Raw genomic sequence first — 21,724 nt, forward strand, 5'->3', positions numbered from 1 at the left:
CGCCCCCACCCGCCCGCGTGCCGCCACCCACCGCCGGCAGTGCAGCCCGGTCTCGGGTTGTCCGTTTCGGCGTGATGACGCATCGGTGAACGCCGGTTGCGCGAAGTGTTGACACTCCCGGTGAAGGATCCTTAGCCTCCCCGTCGTGAGAGCGCTCTCACGAAGAATGCGGAACCCGGACAGGAACCCGCACTCGACGCGCCACCACTGGTGGCCTGCGTCCCCCGCCCCACGCACGTGCACGTGATCCCCCACCGCCGCGTGCGGCTCGCGCGCGACATCCAGCCCACAGGAGATGTCGGATGCTCAGAAGAATCACCCCACGACCTCGTGCCACGGCGAGGCGACCCGCATTACCGCCCCCTGCCGCCCCGACGGGTGCCGGCGCCGCTCGGGTCGGAAGGCCCTTCCGACCCGTGCGTGCCCTGGTGATCGGTACGGTGCTCGCCCTCCTCGGCGCCGCACTGGCCGTCCTCGCCTCTCCTGCCGCCCGGGCCGGGACCGTGGGCCAGGGCAGCTACACGTCGCAGCCGCCCGGGCCGCTGCCCTCCGGTTGCGCCGACATCTCCACCAACCCGCGGCACTGGGTGACGTCCAACGCACCGTCAGGAGCGGTCCCCACCAACGACTGGTGGTCGTCGATCCTGTGGAAGCGGACCAACTGCGCTTACGGAGAGCCGTTGTTCGCCCAGCCGCTCGGCTACCGCGCACAGTCGGGCGGTCTCGGGGTCTCCTACAGCACCACGCCGGCGATATCCGGCAGCGCCAAGGGCGTGGGGGAGTACCACTACACCTACGCGCAGGACTTCACCGTCGGCGTCGCGGGCCTGGCGGCTCCCGAGGTGAAGGTCGACGACTGGAGCGACTGGACTGTCAGTCCCCTGCTCAGCGACGGGGCACACACCCTACGGGCCACCATCGGATCGGGGCTGCCGTTCTCCTACTACCGCGCCACCGGCGGCGACGCGCAGATACGCGCGGACTCCGGCTCGGACCTCGGCGTGTGGTCCAACACCGCCGGGACGATCGGCTACCGGGTCAACGGGCACGACTACGTCGCCTTCGCCCCGGCCGGCGCCACCTGGTCGGTCAGCGGCTCCACGCTCGCCTCCACCCTCGCGGGCAAGGACTACTTCTCGGTGGCGGTGCTGCCCACCACCTCCTCCACCCCTGCTTCCGAGCGGGCCGCCCTCGCCGACGAGTACGCGAAGTACGCTCACAACCACGTCACCGGCACCTCGGTCTCCTACCGCTACGACGAGGGTGAGAGCACCGTCAGCACCACCTACCGCTACACCACCACCGCGATGGAAGGTTCGGCGACCGGTACCGTGGCCGCCCTCCTGCCCCACCAGTGGCGCTTCCTCGCCTCCGGCAGCCCCCTCGCCCAGACCTACGTCTCCTCCCGCGGGCCGCTGAAGGTGCTCCCGGGCATCCAGTCGTTCACCACGTCGATGGTCTTCCACGGCGTCCTGCCGGAAATCCCCGCCGTCGCGGACAGTTCGGGGACCGACGCGACGACCCTGCAGAACTACCTGAACGCCGAGAAGGCCGATCCCACCCGGCAGCAGAGCGACGACACCTACTGGACCGGCAAGGGACTCGGGCGGGCCGCACGCCTCGCGGAGATCGCGGACCAGACCGGCAACACCGACGTCCGCGACGCGGCCCTGTCCGCGATCCGGACGAAACTGACGGACTGGTTCACGGCCTCCCAGGACGAGACCGGGCACCTCTTCTACTACGACGACAAGTGGGGCGCTCTGATCGGATATCCCGCGTCGTACGGATCGGACCAAGAACTCAACGACCACCACTTCCACTACGGCTACTACGTCGCGGCCGCCGCGACCCTGGCCAAGTTCGATCCCGCCTGGGCGAGCCCCAGCCACTACGGTGGCATGGTCGACCTGCTCATCCGCGACGCCAACAACTACGACCGCAGCGACAAACGCTTCCCGTACCTGCGGGACTTCGACATCTACAGCGGCCACGACTGGGCCTCGGGCCACGGCTCCTTCGCCGCCGGCAACAATCAGGAGTCCTCGTCGGAGGGCATGAACTTCGACAACGCCCTCATCCAGTGGGGCGTCGCCACCGGGAACAAGACCGTCCGCGACGCCGGCATCTACATGTACACGACCCAGGCTGCCGCCATCCAGGACTACTGGTTCGACATCCACGACCAGATCTACCCGGCCGACTTCAAGCACAAGGGGGTCGGTATGGTCTGGGGCAACGGCGGCGCCTACTCGACCTGGTTCTCCAGCGCCCCCGAGCAGATCCAGGGCATCAACCTGCTGCCGGTGACCGGCGGCCACCTCTACCTCGGCCACGACCCGGACTACGTCAAGGCCAACTACCAGGAAATGCTTCACCAGAGCGGTGGGACACGGCCCACCATCTGGACCGACATCTGGTACGAGTACCTGGCTCTCGGCGACGGTGACGCCGCACTCGCCGACTTCAGGGCCGACAACTCCTTCACCTCCGAGGAGGGCGAGAGCAAGGCCCACACCTTCCACTGGATCCGCAACCTCGCCGCCCTGGGCACCGTCGACACCGCGGTCACCGCCGACACCCCGCTGGCGTCCGTGTTCGTGAAGAACGGCAAGCGCACCTTCGTCGCCTCCAACGCCACAGGCGAGGACGCGACCGTCCACTTCTCCGACGGCACCGCGGTCCAGGTACCCGCCGGCCGGACCGTGGCCACCGGGGCCCAGAACTGGAGTGGTGGAAGCGCGACCGGAGGCGGCGGCCCGACCTCCACGGGGACACCGACCCCGACCTCCACGGGGACACCGACCCCCACCCCCACGGGGACACCGGCCCCCACCCCCACCGACACGGCGACACCGCCTGGTGGCGGCAGTGGATCCTCACCCACGCTCTACCTTCAGCCCGGCGGGGAACTGACCTCCACCACGCGCGCCGCCGCCGGCGTCACCGTGCCGTCCGCGGACGGCGTCAATCACGACGGAGACCCCTACAATCCGCTCACCTTCGTGGCGACCGGCCTGGACCTCACCCACCGCGCCGGCAGTACGGCCTTCGATCTGGCCGTCGACGCCGACGGCACGGTCGGAAACGCGGTGCAGGCGCAGATCGCCTACGACTGCACCGGTGACGGCAACTGGGACCGAGTGGAGACCTACCGCTACTACGCCACCGACCCGCTCCCGGGCTGGGAGCACTACACCGACGGCGCGGGCCTGGTGTCGTCCACCGGGACCGCCTGCGACCTGCACGACGGAAGGGTGCAGGTCAGAGTCTGGAGCGCCCTCGGCAACAAGCCCAGCACACTGGGCACCGGCAACCTCTCCGTAGTCCACCTCCCCTACGACTGACGGCCCCTGTCTGCCGGCCCGGACCCGCTCGGGTCCGGGCCGGCGGACGGGACACGTGAGCCACGTCCGGTGGGAGATCCCGCGCCGGCCACCCGCCGCGCACTTCCAGGTGGGCAAGCACCGCGGAGGCACCGACTTCTTCGGACGTCGGTCGGCGCCACCGGTGTCGTCTCCCCCCGGAGGGCCGCGCGGCGCCATCGCGCGGCGCGGGTCGCGCTGATGCCAGTGCATTGCGAAAACGGACAGGCCGCCAGGTTCCGTGACTCCACTGACCGCGTGATCAGGGCGGGGGTCGGTTTCCACGCGTTCTTCGGGCCGGGGTGGCTGCTCGCCGGACTGGGGCACTTCGGAGACGCAGCGTCGCCGGGCGGCCTGCCTGCTGGGACTGGTGGTCGCGCTCACCCTGGTGCTGGTGGCGCGCAGCCGGTCGCCGGAGCCGGCCGGTGGGGCGAGTTGGCCGCTGCCACGCCGGGTACGACGGCGGTTCGTGCAGGTCAATGCCGTGCAGTGGCTCCTCATCGTCGCGATCGCCACAGGGTGCAGGGCGGGCGGGGTCCCCGAACTGATCATGCCGCTGGTCGCGGTCGCGGCGGGGCTTCACTTCCTCCCTTTGGCGCGTCTGATCGCCGACCGCCGGCTTGTCGTCCCTGGCGCGGTTCTGACCGTCCTCGGTGTCGTCGGCCTCCTGGCGCGAGCCGTGGATGCCTCACCGGGACCCGTTGCCGCCCTCGTAGGGGTCGGCTGTGCGTCGACCCTGTGGTCCACGGCCGCTTGGAGCATCGCCGGGACGAGGCGGCCCGTCGCGGAACCGGGCTCCTGACCGGCAGCCCTGTCCGGCTCCAGCGGTGATCGACGGGCCCCCTTGGACCGTGTGGGCGACACCAGGGCGTGTCGTCAGGGCCGGACAAGTCCGGCAGCGGGCTTTCTTCATACGGTCGTACCGCTGATCGTCGATGCTCGTTGGCCATTCCGCAGAAAGGGGAAGGTGGCTTCGCCCTGCCCACGGCAGGAGCGTGGCCTGCCGACTCGAACGTATGGACGCGACCCTCGACTCACCGCGCGGCTCCGGATCCCCACGGGGCCGGCGTTCGCAGCGTCGCTCGACGATGATCGCCGGCACCGTGTTCGTCACCGCCGTGGCAGGCGCGGGCATCGTTCACGCAGCCCACTCCGTCAATTCCGGAAACGGTGGCCCCCTCGGCGGCTGCGTCGACCTCCGGACCGGACAGCTGCACATGATCGACCTCGGGGGGCCGTCGCCGGAGGCGTGCAGGCCCGCAACCGAAACCGAAGTCACGTGGACCGCAACCCGATCCCGAGTCTTCAGGGCGGTCGGCACCCTCGGTCCGCATGGGCGGGACACGGTTCCGGGCCACCCGAAGCCGTCCGGGCACTGCCCGAGATCGTGCCCGTCCGATCCACCCGGGCCCTCGGGACCGCCCGGGCCGTCGGGTCCCGCCGGGCCGTCGGGCGTCGCCGGCGCCCGGGTGGTGGTCGGGCAGCCTGCTGCATTCGCCTTCGCCGGTTGCGCGGCAGGACACGTCGCACTCGGCGGTGGCGGTGTCCCCTCCGGCACGGGCTCGCACACACCGCTGATCACGTCCATCCCGACCACCGACGGAGGAGCGTCGAACAGCGGCGCCCCGGCCAACGGCTGGTTTGCCACCGCCGGCATCGGTGGCGGGCCGTACCAGGCGTACGTGATCTGCGCCCCCACCCCATAGCGCGGGCCCCGTCCGGCTGATGACGGCCGGGCGCCCCTCCACCTCGGCGTGCGTGCCCATGACGACCGTGCGGTTGCGGGGGAGGCCGCAGCACTCGGCGGCGTCGGCGGTCATGGAGGAGGTGGCGATGAACAATCCCCTGCGCCAGGGCGCCGTCGCCGGTGACGTGCCGCGGCACAGCTCGATCCCGACCAGGCGGTAGGACGCCCGGTCGAGCTGCAACGTCCTCTCGGCCGGGGCCCGTTCGAGCCTCCTCGGCGTGCCGGGCACGTCCGGTGTCTCCCTGCGGCCGCACCGGGCGGTGACGTGGCGGCGTCGTCGCTTCGGGAGGCCCGGGGATCCGGGCCTCCCGCGGACGCACCCGGCGCTCGCCGCAACGGGTGTGGGGAGTTCCCACCAGGGGCGGCAGGCCCCTGGTCCGCGGATGCCGGGCCGGTTTCCTTCCCTCCGGGTGCTGCCAGGCCCTCACGGGCCTTCCGGGCCGAGGTCCGGGAGATCGGTCCCGTACCGGGGAAGGCCGTGCTCGCGCAGGGGGCCGACCTGCCAGCCGCGCGACCGGCAGGCGTCGAGGACCGGAGGCAGTGCGCGCAGTGTGGTGCGCCAGGAGCCGGTGGCGGAGGTGCAGTCGGAGTCGTGCAGCAGGATGGTGCCGCCACCGCGCAGGTCCCGCAGGACGGTGTCCCGGACGGACCGGGGGGTGGCCCGTCTGCGCCAGTCCTCGCCCCAGCAGGTCCACAGCACCGGGGTCAGGCCGAGGCGACGGCAGGCGAGGTGGGCGTGGGTGGTCATGACTCCGTACGGGGGCCGGAAGAGCGCGGGCGGCCGCCCGGTGACGTCGGCCACGGCGTCGCGGGCGCGGGCGAGGTCGTCGTACGTCGCACGGGGTCCGCGCACCAGCAGGGGCCGGTGGTGCCAGCCGTGGACGGCGATCTCGTGCCCGGCGGCCGCCATCTCCTGCGCGAGCCCGGGCGAGCGGACCAGCATCGAACCCAGCAGGAAGAACGTGGCCCGGAGCCCGCGCGCCTGGAGGAGGTCGAGGAAGCGCGGGGTGGACAGGTGGTCGGGGCCGTCGTCGAAGGTGAGGGCGACGTGGTCGGGACGGCCCTTCCCGGCCAGACGCGGCATGGCCGTGTTGCGCAGTGGCCCGAACGTGGAGATCACCGGTGCGGCGTGCAGCGCCGCGAGCGCGGGCAGGACCGCGGCGGAGGCGAACAGGGCGGAGCGGGCTGAGGTCATCGCCTGTCTCCGTCCAGGCAGTGGGCGACGGCGATGAAGCGGGCGGGGGCCTCGGCGTAGGCGTGGGCGAGCGGGGCGGCGACGCCCAGCGCGAGGGTCGCCGCCGTGGCCGCGGCGGACAGGGCGAACCGCAGCCTGCTCCTGCGGCGCACGGTGGGGGACACGGCGGGGGACGCAGGGCGAATGCCGGTTCTCGCGGCGATGACGGGCACCGGGCCGGGCGCGGACCGGTGCAGCGCGATTCCCGCCGCGCGCTGGGCGCGGCCGCGCGGCCCGCGCAGGAGGTCGGTGAGCGTGGGGGCCAGGTTCTCGCGGGTGCGTATCCAGGCAGCCAGGCCCGCTTCCTCCAGCGCCTGGGCGTTGGTGCGGCCGTGACCGGGGATGCAGCGGTAGCTCGCCACCGGCAGCCCGGCCGCGAACGCCTCCAGCGAGGTCAGCCCGCCGGCGTTCTGCACCAGCACGTCGCAGGCGTGCATCAGGCCCGGCATGTCGTCCACCCAGCCGAAGACGTACTCGGCACCGTCCCGCCGCAGTTGTTCGACGAGGGCCTGGTTCCGCCCGCACACCACCACCGGCACCGCCGCCTGCGTCTCGCGTATCTCGGCGGCTGCCCGGCGCACCGGTCCGACCCCCCACGATCCCGCCACCAGCAGGGCCAGCGGTGCCTGCCCGGGCAGCCCGAACCGGGCGCGCGCGGCGAGCCGCTGCCCGTCCGTCGCGGGGGTGAAGCGCGGATCGGTGACGGGACCCACGACCGTCACGGCGGCCGCACCCTGGACGTGGGCCTGGGCCGCCGGGACCGCGTGCACCGCCATGTGCGCGTCCACGCCGGGGGCGACCCACAGGGCGTGAACGGAGAAGTCGGTCAGGTACGTCAGGGCCGGCACCGTCAGCAGACCGCGCTGCCGTAGTGCGCCGAGGACCTGACTGGCCCCCGGATAGGTCGAGACGACGGCGCACGTGTCCGGCGGGAGTGCCGCCAGGGTGCGGCCTTCCGCGCCGCGGAACAGCGCCCGCCACACCGCGCCGGGGCGCGCGGCCTGCTCGGTTGCCCGATAGAGGCGCTGGTAGCCCTCCGGGGCCCAGGTCAGCAGACGGTGGTAGCCGCCGCACAGCAGCCGGCCGGTGCGCGCGGGCAGCAGGTCGAGGAAGTCGCACCGGTCCACCGGGACTCCGTGCGCGGTGAGCCGGTCGACGAGTGCCGCGGCCGCCCCGTCGTGCCCCGCGCCGACGCTCGCGGAGATGACGACGACCCGCCGGGGGGCCGCGCCCAGGGCCGGCGCGGTGGAGGGCGAAGGCAGTGGCCCCGGCAACGGGTCGTGGCGCTCGGGCACGGTCGATCAGCCTCCTGACGGGACACGGGGCGGCCGGGCATGTCCCGGGCCGGGACGGCACCGGGCGCAGACCGAGGCCGCACCTGTGGGCGGATGCGGTCCAGGACGCGACTGCGGTGGCGTCGACAGCCGAAGCTACTACATGATGTAGAAATAAGGGAACGACGGTTGCGGGGTGACGAGTTCGGAGCGGAACTCCGCGCGCAACGGGCCGGGGCCGGGCGCCGCCAAATCTACTACTAGATGTAGAAATACATGCGGGTGCAGGGGTGTACGGAGAGGGAGGATTCGTTGATGGCTGCCGGTCCCATGAGCGCGGAGGCCATGGATCCGCAGGCGATGCTGGCGAGATTCGGCGCCTGGGCGGTGCTGGTGGTGGCCTTCGCCGAGACCGGGCTGCCCGCCGTCGGCGTCTTCCTGCCCGGGGACACCCTGCTCCTGCCGGCCGGTCTGGCGTGCTCGCTCGGCACGCTGGGCGCGGCCCGTCTCTCGCTGCCGCTGGTCCTCGTGTGCGCGGGCGCTGGTTCCCTCGCGGGCGCCCAGACCGGGTTCTGGCTGGGCCGGCGCGGTGGCAGGTCGATGCGGCTGCGCGGGACGGACGGTCGTGGGCAGGCCCGCATGGCGCGCGCAGAGGCGCTGTTCGCGCGGTACGGGCCCCGGCGCGCGGTGCTGCTCGGGCGGTTCGTGCCGGTGGTCCGCACCCTCGTCCATCCGGCGGCCGGCGTGCTGGGCATGTCCGGGGCGTCCTTCACCCTGTGGCAGGCGGTGGCCGGACTCGCCTGGTCGCAGTCACTGGTGCTGGTCGGGTACGTCCTCGGCGAGAGCGGGCGCCGTGGAACGGCGTACCTGGCTCCCGCCGTCGCCGCGGTCGTCGCAGCCGGGCTCGTGCCTCCTGCCGTCCACTGGCTCCGTGCCCGCCGGGCCGTGTGTGCCGCGGAGTCGCCGCGCTGATCCCGGCCGGTCCCGTCCGGGGCGGGCCGTGACGTCTTCGGCGGTGGCCGAGGGAGAGGCGCAGGTCCGGACAGATCCTAGGGCGTGTCCGCAACGTCCCGTCTGCGTCGCAACGCCCCGGACCGGTCATTGATTTCCGGAACACCGCGAGCCGCTCGCGCCCACTGCTGACCGCGGAACACCGCACTGCCCCGCGGAACACCCGTGGCCGTCACGTCCCACGGGGATCCGCGGGACGCGGACGGTCACCGGGTGCGCAGGTGCGTGGCGGTGGTGTGTGCGTGCATGGCGGCCTCGAACAGCCGCTCCGTGTCGTGCGCCGTGATGGCCAGACTCGCGCAGCAGGCCGCCATGAGAACCGTGAAGGCCACCGCCACGCCGTCACGACGGGGCATCGGCGGGGCCAGCAGCGCCCGCACGCGCTGCGGCACCGGCCCGCCGGTCGCGGACAGGGCCGCCTGCCGGGCGCGGCTCGACGCCAGAGCGGCCCGCGCTATCGCCCGGGCGACCAGCGACCGGTCGCCCACCGCGACCCCGGCCTCCTCGTCCGCCCACCGCTCCACGGCAAACGCACCTGCCCGCTCCAGCGGCCGCAACAACGGGTTCGCCGCTGCCGTCAGATGGAGCATCAGCGAGAACAGGTGGTGCCGGTGCCGAAGGTGCGCTCGTTCGTGGGCGAGCAGCGCCTGCCGCTCCGGTGCGTCCAGCACCCGGAGCATCCCCGAGGAGACCACCACCCGGCCGGGCAGACCCAGCACCGCGAACGCCGCCGGCACCGGGTCGTCGATCACGGCCAGATCACCGCCCGCGGCCAGCTTCCGGTAATCCCGCCAGGCGCCGACCAGCGCCCGCCCCCGGCGCCAGGACGCCGCCGTCAGACTGACCACGACGACCGGCACCACCCCGGCGCACACCGCGGCGATCGTCCGGCTGACCGGGTCCTCCGCCGCCAGCACCGTCACCGACCACGACCCCTGCGCCGCCACGAGCGGCAGCTGGCCCACAGCGGTGAACGCCAGGATCGCCAGCTCGGTCAGCCAGGTCCCGGCGGCCACGACGGCCGCGCACACCATCGCCCATGCCCCCGCACGCGGTGGCATCCGGCGACCCACCCACGGCGCGACCAGCGCCAGGACCGCGCTCACCAGCAACGGCAGATACATCGGCGCCGGCCAGAACACGTCTCACCCCCGGCCGGGGTCGCCGTGCAGCAACTGCTCCAGCATCTGCTCGTCCTCCGCCGACAGATCCGAGACGAAGCGGGCCAGCACCGCCGCACGGTCCCCGCCCTCGTCCAGCAGGGAGTGCATCCCCGCCGCCGCAAGCCCGGCCTGATCGTCCACGGCGGCGTACACGTGGCTGCGTCCCTCCCGCCGCCGGGTGACCAGTCCCTTGTCGCACAGCCGGGTCAGGATCGTCAGCACCGTCGTGTACGCGGCACCGGCCACCTTCTCCTGAACCACCGCCGCCGACACGGGGCCGCCGACCGTCCACAAGGCAGCCAGCACCTCCCCCTCCAGCTCGCCCCGCGCACGCCGCCGGGGCTCCCCCCGACCGTCCCTACCGCCCGTCACCCAGCACCGCCTCTCAGCTCCCCGTCAGCAAGCCGTCCACGCTACTACGAGGCGTAGAAAGTCAACCAGCCGCTCAGGCGCAGGCCGGGGTGGGTGGGGTGGTGCTCGGGCGGGACTCCGAGTCCTCCACGGGTGGTGGATCTCCTGCAGGGCGGTGACGTGGTTCCAGCCGTCGAGGCGGTGGTGGACCTGTGGCCGTGGGCGAGCCTGTGGTTCACCAGCCGCTCCGGCGTGACCTTCACGGTCGTCCGCTCCGACCTGACCGGCTTCCGGAACATCCACCCCGCCACGGCCGCCGACGGCACCCGGTCGATGGGGGCGGCAGCGCGCCGGTCAGTGGGACGGCCGCCGGTCGGTCCACGGGGCGGCGGGGCGGGTGGTGAGGAGCCCGGCGGCGGTCAGGGCGGCCAGTGCGGCGAGGCCGCCGGTGAGCGTGGTCGCCGCGGCCACCACGGCGACCAGGAGGGGGCCGCCGGCGTCGCCGAGTTCACGGCCGAGCTCCGCCGCCCCCATGGTCTGGCCGAGCCGTTCGGGTGGGCCGGCCCCGGCCAGGGCCGCGAAGCCCAGTGGGGTGATCAGCCCGGTTCCCGTGCCGATGAGGACCGCGGCGGGCAGCAGCCCCGTCGGGCCGGGCAGCATCGGAGCGGCGAGTCCGGCCGCCGTGAGGGCGAGTCCCGTACGGATGCCGGCCGCGGTGGTGATCCGGCCTGTGTCGAGGGCCGCTCCGGCCCGGGGCTGGACGAAGGCCGCGCAGGCGGCGAGGAGGGAGACGACCGCACCCGTGGCGAGGAGCCCGAGGTGGGCGGCGGCTCCGGCGACGGGGAGGAAGCCGACGCCGACGGCGAGCGCGGCCGTGGCCAGTGCCAGCGAGGTGGTCGGCTTCAGGAAACCGCCCTGGCCCAGCCTCCGGGCGAGGTCGATCACCGTCTGCCGGGCCCTGGGCAGCGGCGGTACGGTCGGCACCGCCAGGGCCGCCCAGACGGCGACGACGGCGGCGAGTGCGGCCGTCGTGATGAACAGGAGCTGCAGTCCGCCCAGGGCCACCAGGGCGCTGCCGAGGAGGGGGCCTGCGGTGTAGCCGAGGCTCTTGCAGAAGCCGTAGGAGCCGAACGCCCGACCGTGCCGGGCGCTCGGGTTGAGGCGGGCGACCAGGGTGGAGGCGGCCGGGGAGAAGGCGGAGGCCGCGGCGCCCTGCCCGAGGCGGGCCGCCCACAGCAGTGCGGTGTCGCCGGCGAGGGCGAACAGCGCCGAGGCCGCGGCGAACGCGACCAGACCGCCGAGCAGCACCGGTCGGGCTCCGACCCTGTCGGCCAGGGTGCCGAACGCCGGCTTGAGCAGCACTTCCGCGCCGTCGTACAGGGCGAGCAGGCCGCCGAGAACGAGCAGGGACTCGTGGTGGGCGAGGGTGAAGCGGCCCAGGTTGGCCGCGACGCCGTGGGCGCCGAACGCGGTGGTGAACCCGGCCGCGTACAGCGGCCACGCCCGGGCGCGACCCCGTGGGCGGTCATGGCTGGTGGTGGGCGGCACCGGTGGCTCTTCCTGGGGCAGGGCGGGCTGGATACCGGTCAGGTGCCGGCGACTCCGAGCAGGACGTGCAGGTCGTGGGCGGCGGCGAACGCGCACAGGGCGCTGGAGCCGACGACGGCGGCGGCCCCGGCCAGCGGCAGCAGGGGCAGGCGGAACAGCGTGGTGGAGGGGGCGGGTTCGGCGAGCAGAGCGGCGACGCGGCGGGGGACGGGCCCGGCGCCGGCCAGTGGGCCGCGTCGTCCCAGCAGCCCCAGCACGGCGCTGGGAAGACGTCGGCGGCCGGGGTGGTGGGCGGTCGCCAGGGCGGCCCTGCCGACCGCGCGGGCGACCTGCCGACGGTCGCCGCAGGTGGCGGCGGCGTACTCGTCCGCCCAGCGTTCCACGGTGTAGGTGACGGCCGTGGCCGCCGGACGCAGCAGCGGGTTGACGGCGGCGGCCAGGTGCGCGGCGGCGACGAACGCGTAGTGGTGGCAGGTCAGGTGAGCGCGCTCGTGGGCGAGCATGGCCTCCCGGTCGGCGGGGCCGAGGGCGTCGAGCATGCCCGTGGACACCACGACACGTCCGGGCAGGCCCGGAAGTGCGTAGGCATCCGGGGCGGCGTCCTCGACGACGGCCAGCTGCTCGTGCCCGGGCAGGCAGGCGGCTTCCAGGGCGGCGGACGCCAGCGCCCGCATCCGCCGCCACAGCAGTCGTGCCCCCGCCCCTACGGCGGCGGCCAGTATCGCGGCGGCCGCACCCGCCTCGACGGTCGTCACCGTGTCGCCGGCACGCACGACGGAGGCCGACCAGTGGCCCACCCACGCCGCGGGCTGCAGGCGCACCACGCCCGCTGCCGCCACCACCCCCAGGGCGGCGCAGCCGAGGCCGCCCAGGGCGAGGGCGCCCACGGTCAGCAGCCACGTCGCCAGGCGCGGGTCCAGACGGTCGGCGAGGGGCCGGGCGGCAAGCGCGGCCGGGACGGGAAAGAGCAGGGGCAGGTAGGCCAGCAGGTGCATGACCACGGCACTCACCCCTGGTCCGGCAGGCCGCCGAGGAGCTGGCGCAGCAGCTGTTCGTCGCTGGTGGACAGGTCTTCCACGAAGTGGGTGAGCACGGCCTCCCGGTCCGGGTCGGACTCCAGGGCCTGCCGCATCCGCCGCGCGGCGAACCCGTGGGTGTCGGTCACCGGGGTGTAGGCGTAGGCACGGCCCTGCTTCTCCCGGGTCAGCAGCCCCTTCTCGAACATGCGGGACAGCACGGTCACCACCGTGCTGTAGGCCAGGTCGTCGCTCAGGTGCTGCAGCACATCCCCGGGGGTGAGCGGCCGGCGGGAGGACTGCAGCAGGGCGAGGACCTCGGCCTCCAGCGCGCCGCCCGGCCTGCGTTCTGCCGGGATGGGTCCGGTGTTCACGAGTTGGCTTCCCCTCGTTCGTCGTCTACAGTCCTGTAGAAATTCTACGAGCATGTAGACGTTGGCTCGTCCCCGAGTGTGCCACGCCCCGCCGGGTGGGGCACACCCCGGAGGGCGAGCCGGCGGCGCTGTCCCGTGAACATCTACAGAGATGTAGATGTTCACGCGACAGCGCCGCCGATCCGACGTCGCGACCCCGAGCGCTTGGAGGCGCCCCGATGGCAGCCCACTCCGTGCAGTTGGCCTTCGACGGCTCCGGCCTCGACGGCTCGCTGTTCACCACCGTCACCGACTTCGCCCGCGACACCCGCTGGCTCAACACGCCGCTGGAGCTGTGGACCAACGCGGGCCTGGGCGTGTTCGCCGTGCTCATGGTCATCGGCTGGTGGAACGCGCGGCGTCGTGACACCTCCGCGATGACCCTCGCCCTGGCCGCCCCCGTCGCCGTGGTGGCCGCCTTCGCCGTCGCCGAGGTGGTCAAGAAGGTCGTCGGCGAGGTGCGGCCGTGCCACTCGCTGCCGCGGGACTACTTCGTCGACGTGTGCCCGGCCCCCACCGACTACGCCTTCCCCAGCGGTCACTCCACCACCGCCTTCGCCACCGTCGCCGCCCTGTGGCTGCTCGACCGCCGGCTGTCCGCCGTCGCCGCCGTCTTCGCCCTCTTCGAGGGGTTCACCCGCGTCTACCTCGGCGACCACTACCCCCACGACGTCCTCGGTGCCGCCGTACTCGCCGTGCCCGTCGCCCACCTCGCCGGTCGGATCCTGGGCCGCATCGCCGTGCCGTTCGTCGCCCGCCTGCGCACCGGGGCTCTGGCGCCGCTCCTGACCGCCGGGCCCACCGGCGCCCACGCCGCCTCCTGAGCACGCCCCGGAAATCCCCGGGCGGCCGACGCGACGGCCGCCGGGGGCGGAGCTGTTCGGCCGCCGGCGGAGGGCCCCGCGGCCACGTCGATGCCGTGCGCGTCCGCCACGGCCACACCGCCGGCGGGGCCGCTTCCCGAAGCGCCTGGGAAAAAGTCGCGGCCCGCTGTCGATCCGGCCACGTCCCGTTCGACGTCATGATGTGCGGCGCCTCGCCGCACGACGACGCGACAGGACCGGACGAGGGATCACGTGGATCAACTGCTGAGAGTCATGAACTTCAACGTCTCGAGTGACGGAATCGGTGCCGGTGAGCACCAGAGCCTCGAGCGGCCGTTCGGCCTGGACCGTCCCGAGAGGCTGTTCGCCTGGGCCGGAGCCACGGCGAGCTGGCCCATGCGCACGGATCCCGGCGGGAGCCGGGGTCTCGACGACTACTTCACGCGAGACTTCGCACGCAACATCGGCGCCGAGATCATGGGCCGCAACAAGTTCGGGCCGCAGCGCGGGCCCTGGCCGGACCACGAGTGGCGCGGCTGGTGGGGGGAGGAGCCCCCGTTCCGCACGCCGGTGTTCGTCATGACCCACCACGAGCGGCCGTCGTTCACGCTCTCCGACACCACGTTCCATTTCGTCGACGGCGACCCGGCGACGGTCCTCGAGCGGGCGCGGGAAGCGGCGCAGGGCAAGGACGTCCGACTCGGCGGCGGGGTCGCGACCGTCCGGCAGTTCCTCGACGCCGGGCTCGTCGACACCCTGCACGTGGCGGTCTCGCCGATGAAGTTCGGTTCCGGACTGCGACTCTGGGAGTCCCCCGACGAGCTGCTCGACCGGTTCCATCTGGAGGTCGTGCCCAGCCCGAGCGGCGTGACGCACCACCTGTTCTGGCGAAGGTGACGCGAGGGACGACTCGGCTCGGGCCCCGTTGTCGGTGCGGTGCGCTTCACTGCTCGCCATGGAGCTCACGCAAGCGACCCTCAGTGACCTGCTGGCCCGACTCGGCCCGGCCGACGGCTACATGTACCTGCCCGGCGAGCTGGACCCGCAGGACCTGACCGACCTGCTCGCCGGCAGGTACGGCGCCCCGCGCACCCTCGTCCTCGACGGCTTCACCGATCCGACGGTCGACGAGTCCAGGGGTGCGGCCCTCCTCGTCCCCTTCGAGGACCGGGCCGTGAGGATGCGGGCGTGGGCGTACGGGGACCGGTGGGTCGGCACGGGTACGGCGCGGGACGCCGAGGGGACCGAGCGGCCGGTGCTGGTGGTCGCTCACAGGGAGGTGCCCGAACTCGTGAAGGCGGCTCCGGACGAGCACGTCGACTGGGTGGAGCGGCTCGTCCGGATCACCGGCTGGACACAGCCCGCACAGCGGCCGGACGTGGACTGGGCGGAGATGGAGTCGCGCCTGGGCACCGCGCTGCCGAGCGACTACAGGCGCATGGTCGAGACGTTCGGCGAGGGTGCCTTCGACGGATATCTGGACCTGAACCAGGAGCCGGGGACGGATCTCGGGGAGGACGGTCTGTTCATCTGGGCGGGCACGGAGCACGAGGACCTGTACTGCTGGAGGACCGAAGGCGACGACCCCGGCCGTTGGCCCGTCGTGGTCCGGTCCTTCGACGGCCAGGACGTCCCCTTCCAGTGCCAGGCCGCGGAGTTCGTCTGCCGCATCCTCGTCGACCCGCACCACCCGTTCACGATGGCCCGCTGTTTCGACACCCACTGGTTCATGAACTACCGGGAAGGCAGCTGACCGAGCCGCGCCGCCCACGGCGTCCGCAGCCCGGTCGGCCGACGCCGTCGATACGGGGGCTCCCTGCCGCACCCGCGCACGGACCGCCCGGCCGGGGTCTCCGTCACCGGTGCCGTCAAGGTCGACACTCCGGTGAACTTGATCATGAAGTTCACCAGTGTGTAGAAACTGTGACGACGGGGGCGTCGAGAGGGGGATGCCGGATGACCGAACGGCTGCCGCGGGCCCGGGCGGGCAGTGACGCGCTCCGGGCGCTGGTCGATGAACTCGCCGAGGACATCGGGCGTTCCGTGGTCGTCGACGACCCCCTGGTGCGAATGATCTGCTCCAGCCGCCACTTCGGCGACGAGGACGCGGTGCGGGTCCGGACCCTCCTCCAGGGCCGTGCGGACGCCGAGCCCATCCGGTACGTCCTCGCCCAGGGGGTGGCCCGCTGGTCCGCGCCCGGCTTCGTCGACGGCCGGGACGATCTCGGACTGCTGCCCCGCTACGTCGTACCCCTGCGTGAACGCGGCCATCTGCTGGGCCTCTTGGTGGTGATCGCGCCGGGCCGCACGCTCACCCCGCGGGAGACCGCGGCCATCGGCCGGGCCGCACGCGAGATGACCGCGCAGATGTACGCCGAGCACCTGGCCACCGACGCCGAGCAACGCGTCACCGAGAACCTGGTGCTCGACCTGCTCGGGGCGAGCCCGCACGCCCGCAGCGCCGCGCTGCGCCGGGCCCTGGACCGCGGCCTGTTGCGCGAGGCCCCGCACGTCGTGGTGAGCGTGGTGCAGGTGGCCCGCTGCGAGGAGCCCCCCGGGCAGGTCGAGGTCGCCCTGCGCGGCGCCATGGACGGCTTACGGCAGACCCGTGGCGCCCGCGGCGCGGTCGCCGTCGGTCCGGACCGTGCGGTCCTGCTCCAGCTCCGCGACCGGCCCCCGGCGCCCGGCGAACTCGCCGAGCAGTCCGCCCGCGTGCTGGAGGCGCTCGGCACCTTCCTCGACGCCTCGGCGGCCCCCGTCGTCGGCATCGGCGGCCGCCGGTCGGGCCCGGCCGACGCCTGGGCGTCGTACGAGCAGGCGCTCGTGGCGGCCCGCGCGGCGCGCCGGCTGCCCGCCCTGCACCGGATCGGCGACTGGGAGGCACTGGGGGAGTACACCGTCCTGCTGCAACTGCCGGACCACGTCCTCACCGAAGCACTGCTGCCGCAGGCGCTGCGCGCCCTGTCGTCCGGGCGCGGCGGCCCACGGTTGCGGGACACCCTGCGCTGCTTCCTCGAACACGCCGGGTCCGTCCCGCGGACGGCGGACGCGCTCGGCATCCACCGGACCTCGCTGTACTACCGGCTGCGGCAGATCCAGGAGATCACCGGGCTCGACCTGGACGACGGCGGGCACCGGCTCCTCCTGCACCTGGGACTGCGCATCGGCGACCTCCTCGCCCCGCGCGCCCACGACGCCGGAGCCTGAGCCCACGGTGCCGGAGCCCACGGTGCCGGAGCCTGAGCCCACGGTGCCGGAGCGGGAGGAGTCCGCACCCCGCGCGTCCCCGGCGCGACCGGCCTGCCGCCCGGCGCGACCGGGGTGCCGGGCAGGGACGTCCGGGGGGCCGATCCAGCGCGTGCGGACGCCGTACCGGTGCTACAGACCGAGGAAGCGGGACCGGCGGATCCCTACGGTGCGCGGTGGTGGCGGCGGCGCCCGGAACCAACAATGGCGGCACGGAGGAAGGGCCGCACCGGCCCGTCCCGCCGGTCCGGACGGGCGCAGGCCGGCACCCCCAGGGGACGGCTCCGTCCGGCCGCCGAGAACCGGCACACCGACGAAAACGCAGGAGAGCGCATGTCCCCCACCGACGAGCCCGTCCAGCCGGTGCTGGAACCCGCGGCCGCTGACTTCGCCCGGGCCACCGCCAACCCGCCCTTCCTCTTCGACCTGCCCCCGGCGGAGGGACGCAAGGCCGTCGACGAGGTGCAGTCCGGCCCGGTCGACCTGCCCGACGTCGACGAGGAGTGGATCACCGTGTCCGGCGGTCCCACCGGCAGCGTCCGCACCCGCGTCGTCCGGCCCGCCGGGGCCGCGGGCACCCTGCCGGTGATCCTCTACGTGCACGGCGCGGGCTGGGTCTTCGGCAACGCCCACACCCACGACCGCCTGGTGCGCGAACTGGCCGTCGGTGCGGGAGCCGCCGTGGTCTTCCCCGAGTACGACCTGTCCCCGGAGGCCCGCTACCCGGTCGCCCTCGAACAGGTCTACGCGGTGGCCCGCTGGATCGCCGACGAGGGCGCCGCGCGCGGCCTGGACGGTGCCCGGCTGGCCGTCGCCGGGGACTCCGTGGGCGGCAACCTGACCGCCGCGCTGACCCTCCTGGCCAAGGAGCGCGGCGGCCTGCCGCTGGTCCAGCAGGTGCTGTTCTACCCGGTCACCGACGCGGGCTTCGACACGTGCTCCTACCACCAGTTCGCCACGGGCTACTTCCTGCGCCGCGACGGCATGGAGTGGTTCTGGGACCAGTACACGACCGATGAGGCCGACCGCGCCCGGATCACCGCCTCGCCGCTGCGTGCCACCACCGAACAACTCGCGGGACTGCCCCCGGCCCTCGTCATCACCGCCGAGGCCGACGTGCTGCGCGACGAGGGCGAGGCGTACGCGGCCAAGCTCCGCGAGGCGGGCGTCCCGGTGACCGCCGTCCGCTACCAGGGCATCATCCACGACTTCGTCATGCTCAACACCCTGCGCGGCACCCGGGCCGCGGAGGCCGCCATCGGCCAGGCCGCCGCCACCCTCCGGTCCGCCCTGCACCCGGCCTGAGCCGCCCCCGCGCCGACCCACGGGCCCGGCCCGGCCTCACGGGCGGGCGTGTCCCGGCCGTACGCGGCCGACCTCACGGGCCCCGGCGCCGCGTGGCCCGGCCACGGGCCGACGGGCCGCGCCCCCGGCACACCCGCCGGTGCGGCGGTGAGACCCGTGCCGGCGCGGCGCCGCCCGTCCCCCGGACGGCCGAGTGGTCGGGGTGCGCGCCGCCGCCGACACTGGAGGTGCACCCGCGGACCGCGGCCGGGCCGTGCGCACCCCCGGCCGCCGGTGTCCGCGCCGCCCGTGCCGAGGGGATGACGCCGTGACCTCCTTCTCACCCGGCTTCCGCGGGCGGGCGCGCCCCCTGGCGGACCGCCTGCCGCCCGGCCAGTACCCGACGGAGGCGTTCCCGGTGCTGTCCACCGGGCCGACCCCGCACGTCCCCACCGCCGCCTGGGACCTGACCGTGACCACCGAGCACGGCGAGACCCGCCGCTGGACCTGGGACGGGATGATGGAGCTGCCGCAGCAGGACACGGTGCAGGACCTCCACTGCGTGACCCGCTGGTCCAGGTTCGACACCCGGTGGCGCGGAGTGCCCCTGGACGTCTTCCTGGAAGACCTGGAGACGGCGGCGGAGCACGTCGTCGTGGAGAGCCACGGCGGCTACACCACCAACCTCCCGCTGGCGGACCTCCTCGGCGGGCGCGCCTGGATCGCCCACACCTACGACGGCCACCCCCTGGCGCCCGAACACGGCGGCCCCGCCCGGCTCCTCGTGCCGCACCTGTACCTGTGGAAGTCCGCGAAATGGGTGCGGGCCCTGCGGCTGACCACCACGAACGAACCCGGGTTCTGGGAGTCCGTCGGTTACCACGACTACGGCGACCCGTGGCGCGAGCAGCGCACCTGGGGCGACTGACCGTGCGCACCGTCTGGCGCACCGCGCGGCTGGCCGAGCGCCACGCCCAGACCCGGTCCGGCCGCTCCCTGGTCTTCACCGTGCCCGGCTGGCCCGGCCACCTGCCCGGCCAGCACCTCGACGTGCGGCTCACCGCCGACGACGGCTACCAGGCCGTACGGAGCTACTCCCTGGCCGCGCCGGCCGACGGCGACCGCGTCGAACTGGGCGTGCAGGCCGTGCCCGGCGGGGAGGTCTCGCCCTACCTGGCCGACGAACTGCCGGTCGGCGCGGCCGTCGAGATGCGCGGCCCCCTCGGCAACTGGTTCGTGTGGAGCGGCGCGGGAGACGAACCGGTGCTGCTGGTCGCCGGGGGATCCGGTGTCGTGCCGCTGGCGTCGATGGTCCGCGCGCGCCGCGCGACCGGCTCGCCCAGCGCCTTCCACCTGCTGTACTCGGTGCGCGGGCCGGACGAGCTGTGGTACCGCGAGGACCTGCTCCACGAGGACCCCCTCCTCGACGTGCGCATCGTCTACACCCGGCGCTCGCCGCAGGAAGCGGACCGCGAGCCCGGCCGCGTCCTGCCTGCCGACCTGCGCGCCCCGACCGCCCGGCTGGAGCCCGCGAGCCCCGCCTACGTCTGCGGGCCGACCGGATTCGTGGAGTCCGTCGCCGACCTGCTCGTCGGCCTCGGCCGCGATCCCGCCACCGTCCGCACCGAACGCTTCGGCTGACCCGTCACGTCCCGCACCGCGCGGAGGTCCCCATGGCAGACACCAGTGACCACCTCGACGGCAACTGCCTCGCCGGCCCGCTCTCGGAGATCCTCGCCCTGGAGCCGACCACCGCCTGGTGGCGCTGCCCGCAGTGCGCGCGGTCCGGGCCGCTGGCCGGGCTGCACGTGTACGGGCCCGAGCCGGGCCTGACGGCACGGTGCCCGGGATGCGCGTACATCGCGCTGCGGCTGGTCCGCCAGGGGGAGCACGTCTGGCTGACGGTCGGCGGCGGCACCGGCGCCTTCCGCTTCCGCGTGACTCCCTGAGGGCCTGTTGCGCACGTGGCGCCTGCCGTGCGACGCCTCAGGCGTCGTGTCCGGGGCGTGCCCCGGAGCGCTCGGGGGCACGGTCGCCGTGGTCCGGGCCGCCGCCCATCATGCGCAGCATGTCCCGCCCGCCGGTGCGCAGGAAGCGGACCACGAGGACCGCGGCCAGCAGCAGGAAGGCGATGTTGAGCCAGGTCGTGTAGTTCCAGCGGATGCCCCCCTCCGGGATCCGCGCGCCGGCCTGGTCGGGGATCAGCCCGAGGCCGCCGAAGAGCAGTTCGACGAGGTAGCCGGCGACGACGATCGCCGCGTAGAACGTGACCAGCAGGAAGCCGGCCGTCCGGGCCCCGTAGTACTTCCGGTAGATGTTGAGGATCGGCAGGATCAGCAGGTCCGCGTAGATGAAGGCGATCACGCCGCCGAAGCTGATGCCGCCCTTCCACAGGACCACCGCCAGCGGCACGTTGCCGATGGAGCAGACGAACGTCGCGATCGCGACCAGCGGTCCGACGAGCGGCCCGATCAGCTTCGCCACCAGCGGGTCGCCGGCCGCGAAGAAGGTGTGCCAGAACGCGTCCGGCACCCACGCGGCGATCGCCCCCGCGATCAGCAGCCCGGCGACGAGGTCGCGCAGGATCGCCGCCCACTCCATGACGAAGATGTGCGACACGGAGGTGAAGCCGGCGCGGGAGAGCAGCCGCCGGCCGAAACTGCCCTCGCCCTGCACGGACATGTCCATCGCCGCGTGTCCCTCCATGGAGCCGGACAGGCCCCGGTCCGCCTGCTCCCGCGCCCGGCGGAGCAGCCGCTCGCGCAGCAGGACCCGGAAGAGCACCGCCAGGACGACGATCATGATGGGCCCGCCGACGAACTCGGCCGCCGTGAACTGCCAGCCCATCAACAGGGCCAGGATCACGCCCAGTTCGATCACCAGGTTCGTGGAGGCGATCTCGAAGGCCATCGCGGCGGTGAAGTCGGCGCCCTTGCGGAACAGCGACCGCGCCAGCGCCACGGCCGCGTACGAGCACGACGAGGAGGCCGCGCCGAGCCCCGCGGACAGGGCGAGCGTCCGGGGCCGGTCGTCTCCGAGCATCCGGACGACCGTCGACCGGCGCACCACCGCCTGCACGACGGCGGAGAGCGTGAACCCCAGGATCAGGGCCCAGGTGACCTCCCAGGTCATCGCCCCGGCGATGGCCAGCGCATGTCCGATCGCATCCACCGTCCGCACCCTCCGCCGTGTCGGCCCGCGTCCCGAGCAGTATCCCCCCAGGGGGTATGGCGTGCGTCGCGCCGGGG

General features: G+C 73.8%; 20 protein-coding genes. 12 read left to right on the forward strand and 8 right to left on the reverse strand.

Features of this window, described 5'->3' with window-relative positions:
- The first annotated feature begins 416 nt into the window (after positions 1-416).
- The 3 genes from P3H78_RS09665 to P3H78_RS09675 all read left to right on the forward strand — a co-directional run bounded on the left by P3H78_RS09665 (position 417) and on the right by P3H78_RS09675 (position 5,273).
- The gene (locus P3H78_RS09665) at positions 417-3,347 is read left to right on the forward strand and encodes a glycosyl hydrolase (protein ID WP_276108451.1); all 2,931 of its coding nucleotides are present in this window, start codon (positions 417-419) and stop codon (positions 3,345-3,347) included.
- A gap of 388 nt (positions 3,348-3,735) precedes the next feature.
- Positions 3,736-4,167, forward strand: coding sequence for a hypothetical protein (locus P3H78_RS09670; RefSeq protein ID WP_276108452.1), 432 nt, complete (start codon positions 3,736-3,738; stop codon positions 4,165-4,167).
- Positions 4,168-5,123: 956 nt separating this feature from the next.
- The gene (locus tag P3H78_RS09675) at positions 5,124-5,273 is read left to right on the forward strand and encodes a hypothetical protein (RefSeq protein WP_276108453.1); all 150 of its coding nucleotides are present in this window, start codon (positions 5,124-5,126) and stop codon (positions 5,271-5,273) included.
- A gap of 263 nt (positions 5,274-5,536) precedes the next feature.
- Here the strand turns inward: P3H78_RS09675 and P3H78_RS09680 are convergent, their stop codons facing one another.
- Positions 5,537-6,307 carry a polysaccharide deacetylase family protein gene (locus P3H78_RS09680; RefSeq protein WP_276108454.1) on the reverse strand — a complete coding sequence of 257 codons (771 nt, stop codon included), beginning with the start codon at positions 6,305-6,307 and terminating at the stop codon, positions 5,537-5,539.
- Entirely contained in the window at positions 6,304-7,641 is a 1,338-nt protein-coding gene (locus P3H78_RS09685; RefSeq protein ID WP_276108455.1) for an MGDG synthase family glycosyltransferase, read from the reverse strand. The genes P3H78_RS09680 and P3H78_RS09685 overlap by 4 nt, the downstream gene beginning before the upstream one ends.
- Before the next feature lie 294 nt (positions 7,642-7,935).
- On the opposite strand from P3H78_RS09685, the gene P3H78_RS09690 reads away from it, so the two are divergent.
- Entirely contained in the window at positions 7,936-8,592 is a 657-nt protein-coding gene (locus tag P3H78_RS09690) for a DedA family protein (protein ID WP_276108456.1), read from the forward strand.
- Positions 8,593-8,837: 245 nt separating this feature from the next.
- On the opposite strand, the gene P3H78_RS09695 is transcribed toward P3H78_RS09690, so the two are convergent.
- From P3H78_RS09695 to P3H78_RS09715, 5 genes are all read right to left on the reverse strand, one after another.
- Complete coding sequence (locus tag P3H78_RS09695) at positions 8,838-9,773, reverse strand: M56 family metallopeptidase (RefSeq protein WP_276108457.1); 936 nt, start codon at positions 9,771-9,773, stop codon at positions 8,838-8,840.
- A gap of 3 nt (positions 9,774-9,776) precedes the next feature.
- Positions 9,777-10,166 carry a BlaI/MecI/CopY family transcriptional regulator gene (locus P3H78_RS09700; RefSeq protein WP_276108458.1) on the reverse strand — a complete coding sequence of 130 codons (390 nt, stop codon included), beginning with the start codon at positions 10,164-10,166 and terminating at the stop codon, positions 9,777-9,779.
- Between the two features lie 333 nt (positions 10,167-10,499).
- A complete protein-coding gene (locus tag P3H78_RS09705; RefSeq protein ID WP_276108459.1) occupies positions 10,500-11,693 on the reverse strand; it encodes an MFS transporter in 1,194 nt (397 codons plus the stop codon).
- A 38-nt stretch (positions 11,694-11,731) separates the two neighbouring features.
- A complete protein-coding gene (locus P3H78_RS09710) occupies positions 11,732-12,703 on the reverse strand; it encodes a M56 family metallopeptidase (RefSeq protein WP_276108460.1) in 972 nt (323 codons plus the stop codon).
- Positions 12,700-13,083 carry a BlaI/MecI/CopY family transcriptional regulator gene (locus tag P3H78_RS09715; RefSeq protein ID WP_276108461.1) on the reverse strand — a complete coding sequence of 128 codons (384 nt, stop codon included), beginning with the start codon at positions 13,081-13,083 and terminating at the stop codon, positions 12,700-12,702. Before P3H78_RS09715 ends, P3H78_RS09710 begins: the two co-directional genes overlap by 4 nt.
- A 218-nt stretch (positions 13,084-13,301) precedes the next feature.
- Here P3H78_RS09715 and P3H78_RS09720 point away from each other — a divergent pair, with 218 nt between their 5' ends.
- The 8 genes from P3H78_RS09720 to P3H78_RS09755 all read left to right on the forward strand — a co-directional run bounded on the left by P3H78_RS09720 (position 13,302) and on the right by P3H78_RS09755 (position 20,425).
- Positions 13,302-13,946, forward strand: a complete 645-nt coding sequence (locus tag P3H78_RS09720) for a phosphatase PAP2 family protein (protein WP_276108463.1) — start codon at positions 13,302-13,304, stop codon at positions 13,944-13,946.
- A gap of 252 nt (positions 13,947-14,198) precedes the next feature.
- Positions 14,199-14,843: a dihydrofolate reductase family protein gene (locus P3H78_RS09725; RefSeq protein ID WP_276108464.1), complete on the forward strand. Its 645-nt coding sequence runs from the start codon at positions 14,199-14,201 to the stop codon at positions 14,841-14,843.
- Positions 14,844-14,901: 58 nt separating this feature from the next.
- Complete coding sequence (locus P3H78_RS09730) at positions 14,902-15,699, forward strand: SPOUT family RNA methyltransferase (protein ID WP_276108465.1); 798 nt, start codon at positions 14,902-14,904, stop codon at positions 15,697-15,699.
- 203 nt (positions 15,700-15,902) lie between these two features.
- On the forward strand, positions 15,903-17,153 hold the full coding sequence (locus P3H78_RS09735) for a PucR family transcriptional regulator (RefSeq protein WP_276108466.1): 1,251 nt from the start codon (positions 15,903-15,905) through the stop codon (positions 17,151-17,153).
- Between the two features lie 372 nt (positions 17,154-17,525).
- Complete coding sequence (locus tag P3H78_RS09740; RefSeq protein WP_276108467.1) at positions 17,526-18,497, forward strand: alpha/beta hydrolase; 972 nt, start codon at positions 17,526-17,528, stop codon at positions 18,495-18,497.
- A gap of 307 nt (positions 18,498-18,804) precedes the next feature.
- Entirely contained in the window at positions 18,805-19,404 is a 600-nt protein-coding gene (locus P3H78_RS09745) for a molybdopterin-dependent oxidoreductase (RefSeq protein WP_276108468.1), read from the forward strand.
- Positions 19,374-20,117 carry an FAD-binding oxidoreductase gene (locus P3H78_RS09750; protein WP_276108469.1) on the forward strand — a complete coding sequence of 248 codons (744 nt, stop codon included), beginning with the start codon at positions 19,374-19,376 and terminating at the stop codon, positions 20,115-20,117. Before P3H78_RS09745 ends, P3H78_RS09750 begins: the two co-directional genes overlap by 31 nt.
- Before the next feature lie 32 nt (positions 20,118-20,149).
- Positions 20,150-20,425 (forward strand): DUF6510 family protein, encoded by a 276-nt coding sequence (locus P3H78_RS09755; RefSeq protein ID WP_276108470.1) that lies wholly within the window; start codon positions 20,150-20,152, stop codon positions 20,423-20,425.
- A gap of 37 nt (positions 20,426-20,462) precedes the next feature.
- Here the strand turns inward: P3H78_RS09755 and P3H78_RS09760 are convergent, their stop codons facing one another.
- Positions 20,463-21,647: a permease gene (locus tag P3H78_RS09760; RefSeq protein WP_276108471.1), complete on the reverse strand. Its 1,185-nt coding sequence runs from the start codon at positions 21,645-21,647 to the stop codon at positions 20,463-20,465.
- Positions 21,648-21,724 lie beyond the last annotated feature (77 nt).

It is taken from the genome of Streptomyces tropicalis (assembly GCF_029269835.1).
In the GTDB taxonomy this organism is placed as follows: Bacteria; Actinomycetota; Actinomycetes; order Streptomycetales; family Streptomycetaceae; genus Streptomyces; species Streptomyces tropicalis.

Excerpts from the sequence above, each read along its gene's own strand:
- P3H78_RS09730 (WP_276108465.1), top strand. The coding sequence starts at position 14,902 with ATGGAGCTCACGCAAGCGACCCTCAGTGACCTGCTGGCCCGACTCGGC.
- P3H78_RS09740 (WP_276108467.1), top strand. The coding sequence starts at position 17,526 with ATGTCCCCCACCGACGAGCCCGTCCAGCCGGTGCTGGAACCCGCGGCC.
- P3H78_RS09720 (WP_276108463.1), top strand. The coding sequence starts at position 13,302 with ATGGCAGCCCACTCCGTGCAGTTGGCCTTCGACGGCTCCGGCCTCGAC.
- P3H78_RS09690 (WP_276108456.1), top strand. The coding sequence starts at position 7,936 with ATGGCTGCCGGTCCCATGAGCGCGGAGGCCATGGATCCGCAGGCGATG.
- P3H78_RS09735 (WP_276108466.1), top strand. The coding sequence starts at position 15,903 with ATGACCGAACGGCTGCCGCGGGCCCGGGCGGGCAGTGACGCGCTCCGG.
- P3H78_RS09755 (WP_276108470.1), top strand. The coding sequence starts at position 20,150 with ATGGCAGACACCAGTGACCACCTCGACGGCAACTGCCTCGCCGGCCCG.
- P3H78_RS09680 (WP_276108454.1), bottom strand. The coding sequence starts at position 6,307 with ATGACCTCAGCCCGCTCCGCCCTGTTCGCCTCCGCCGCGGTCCTGCCC.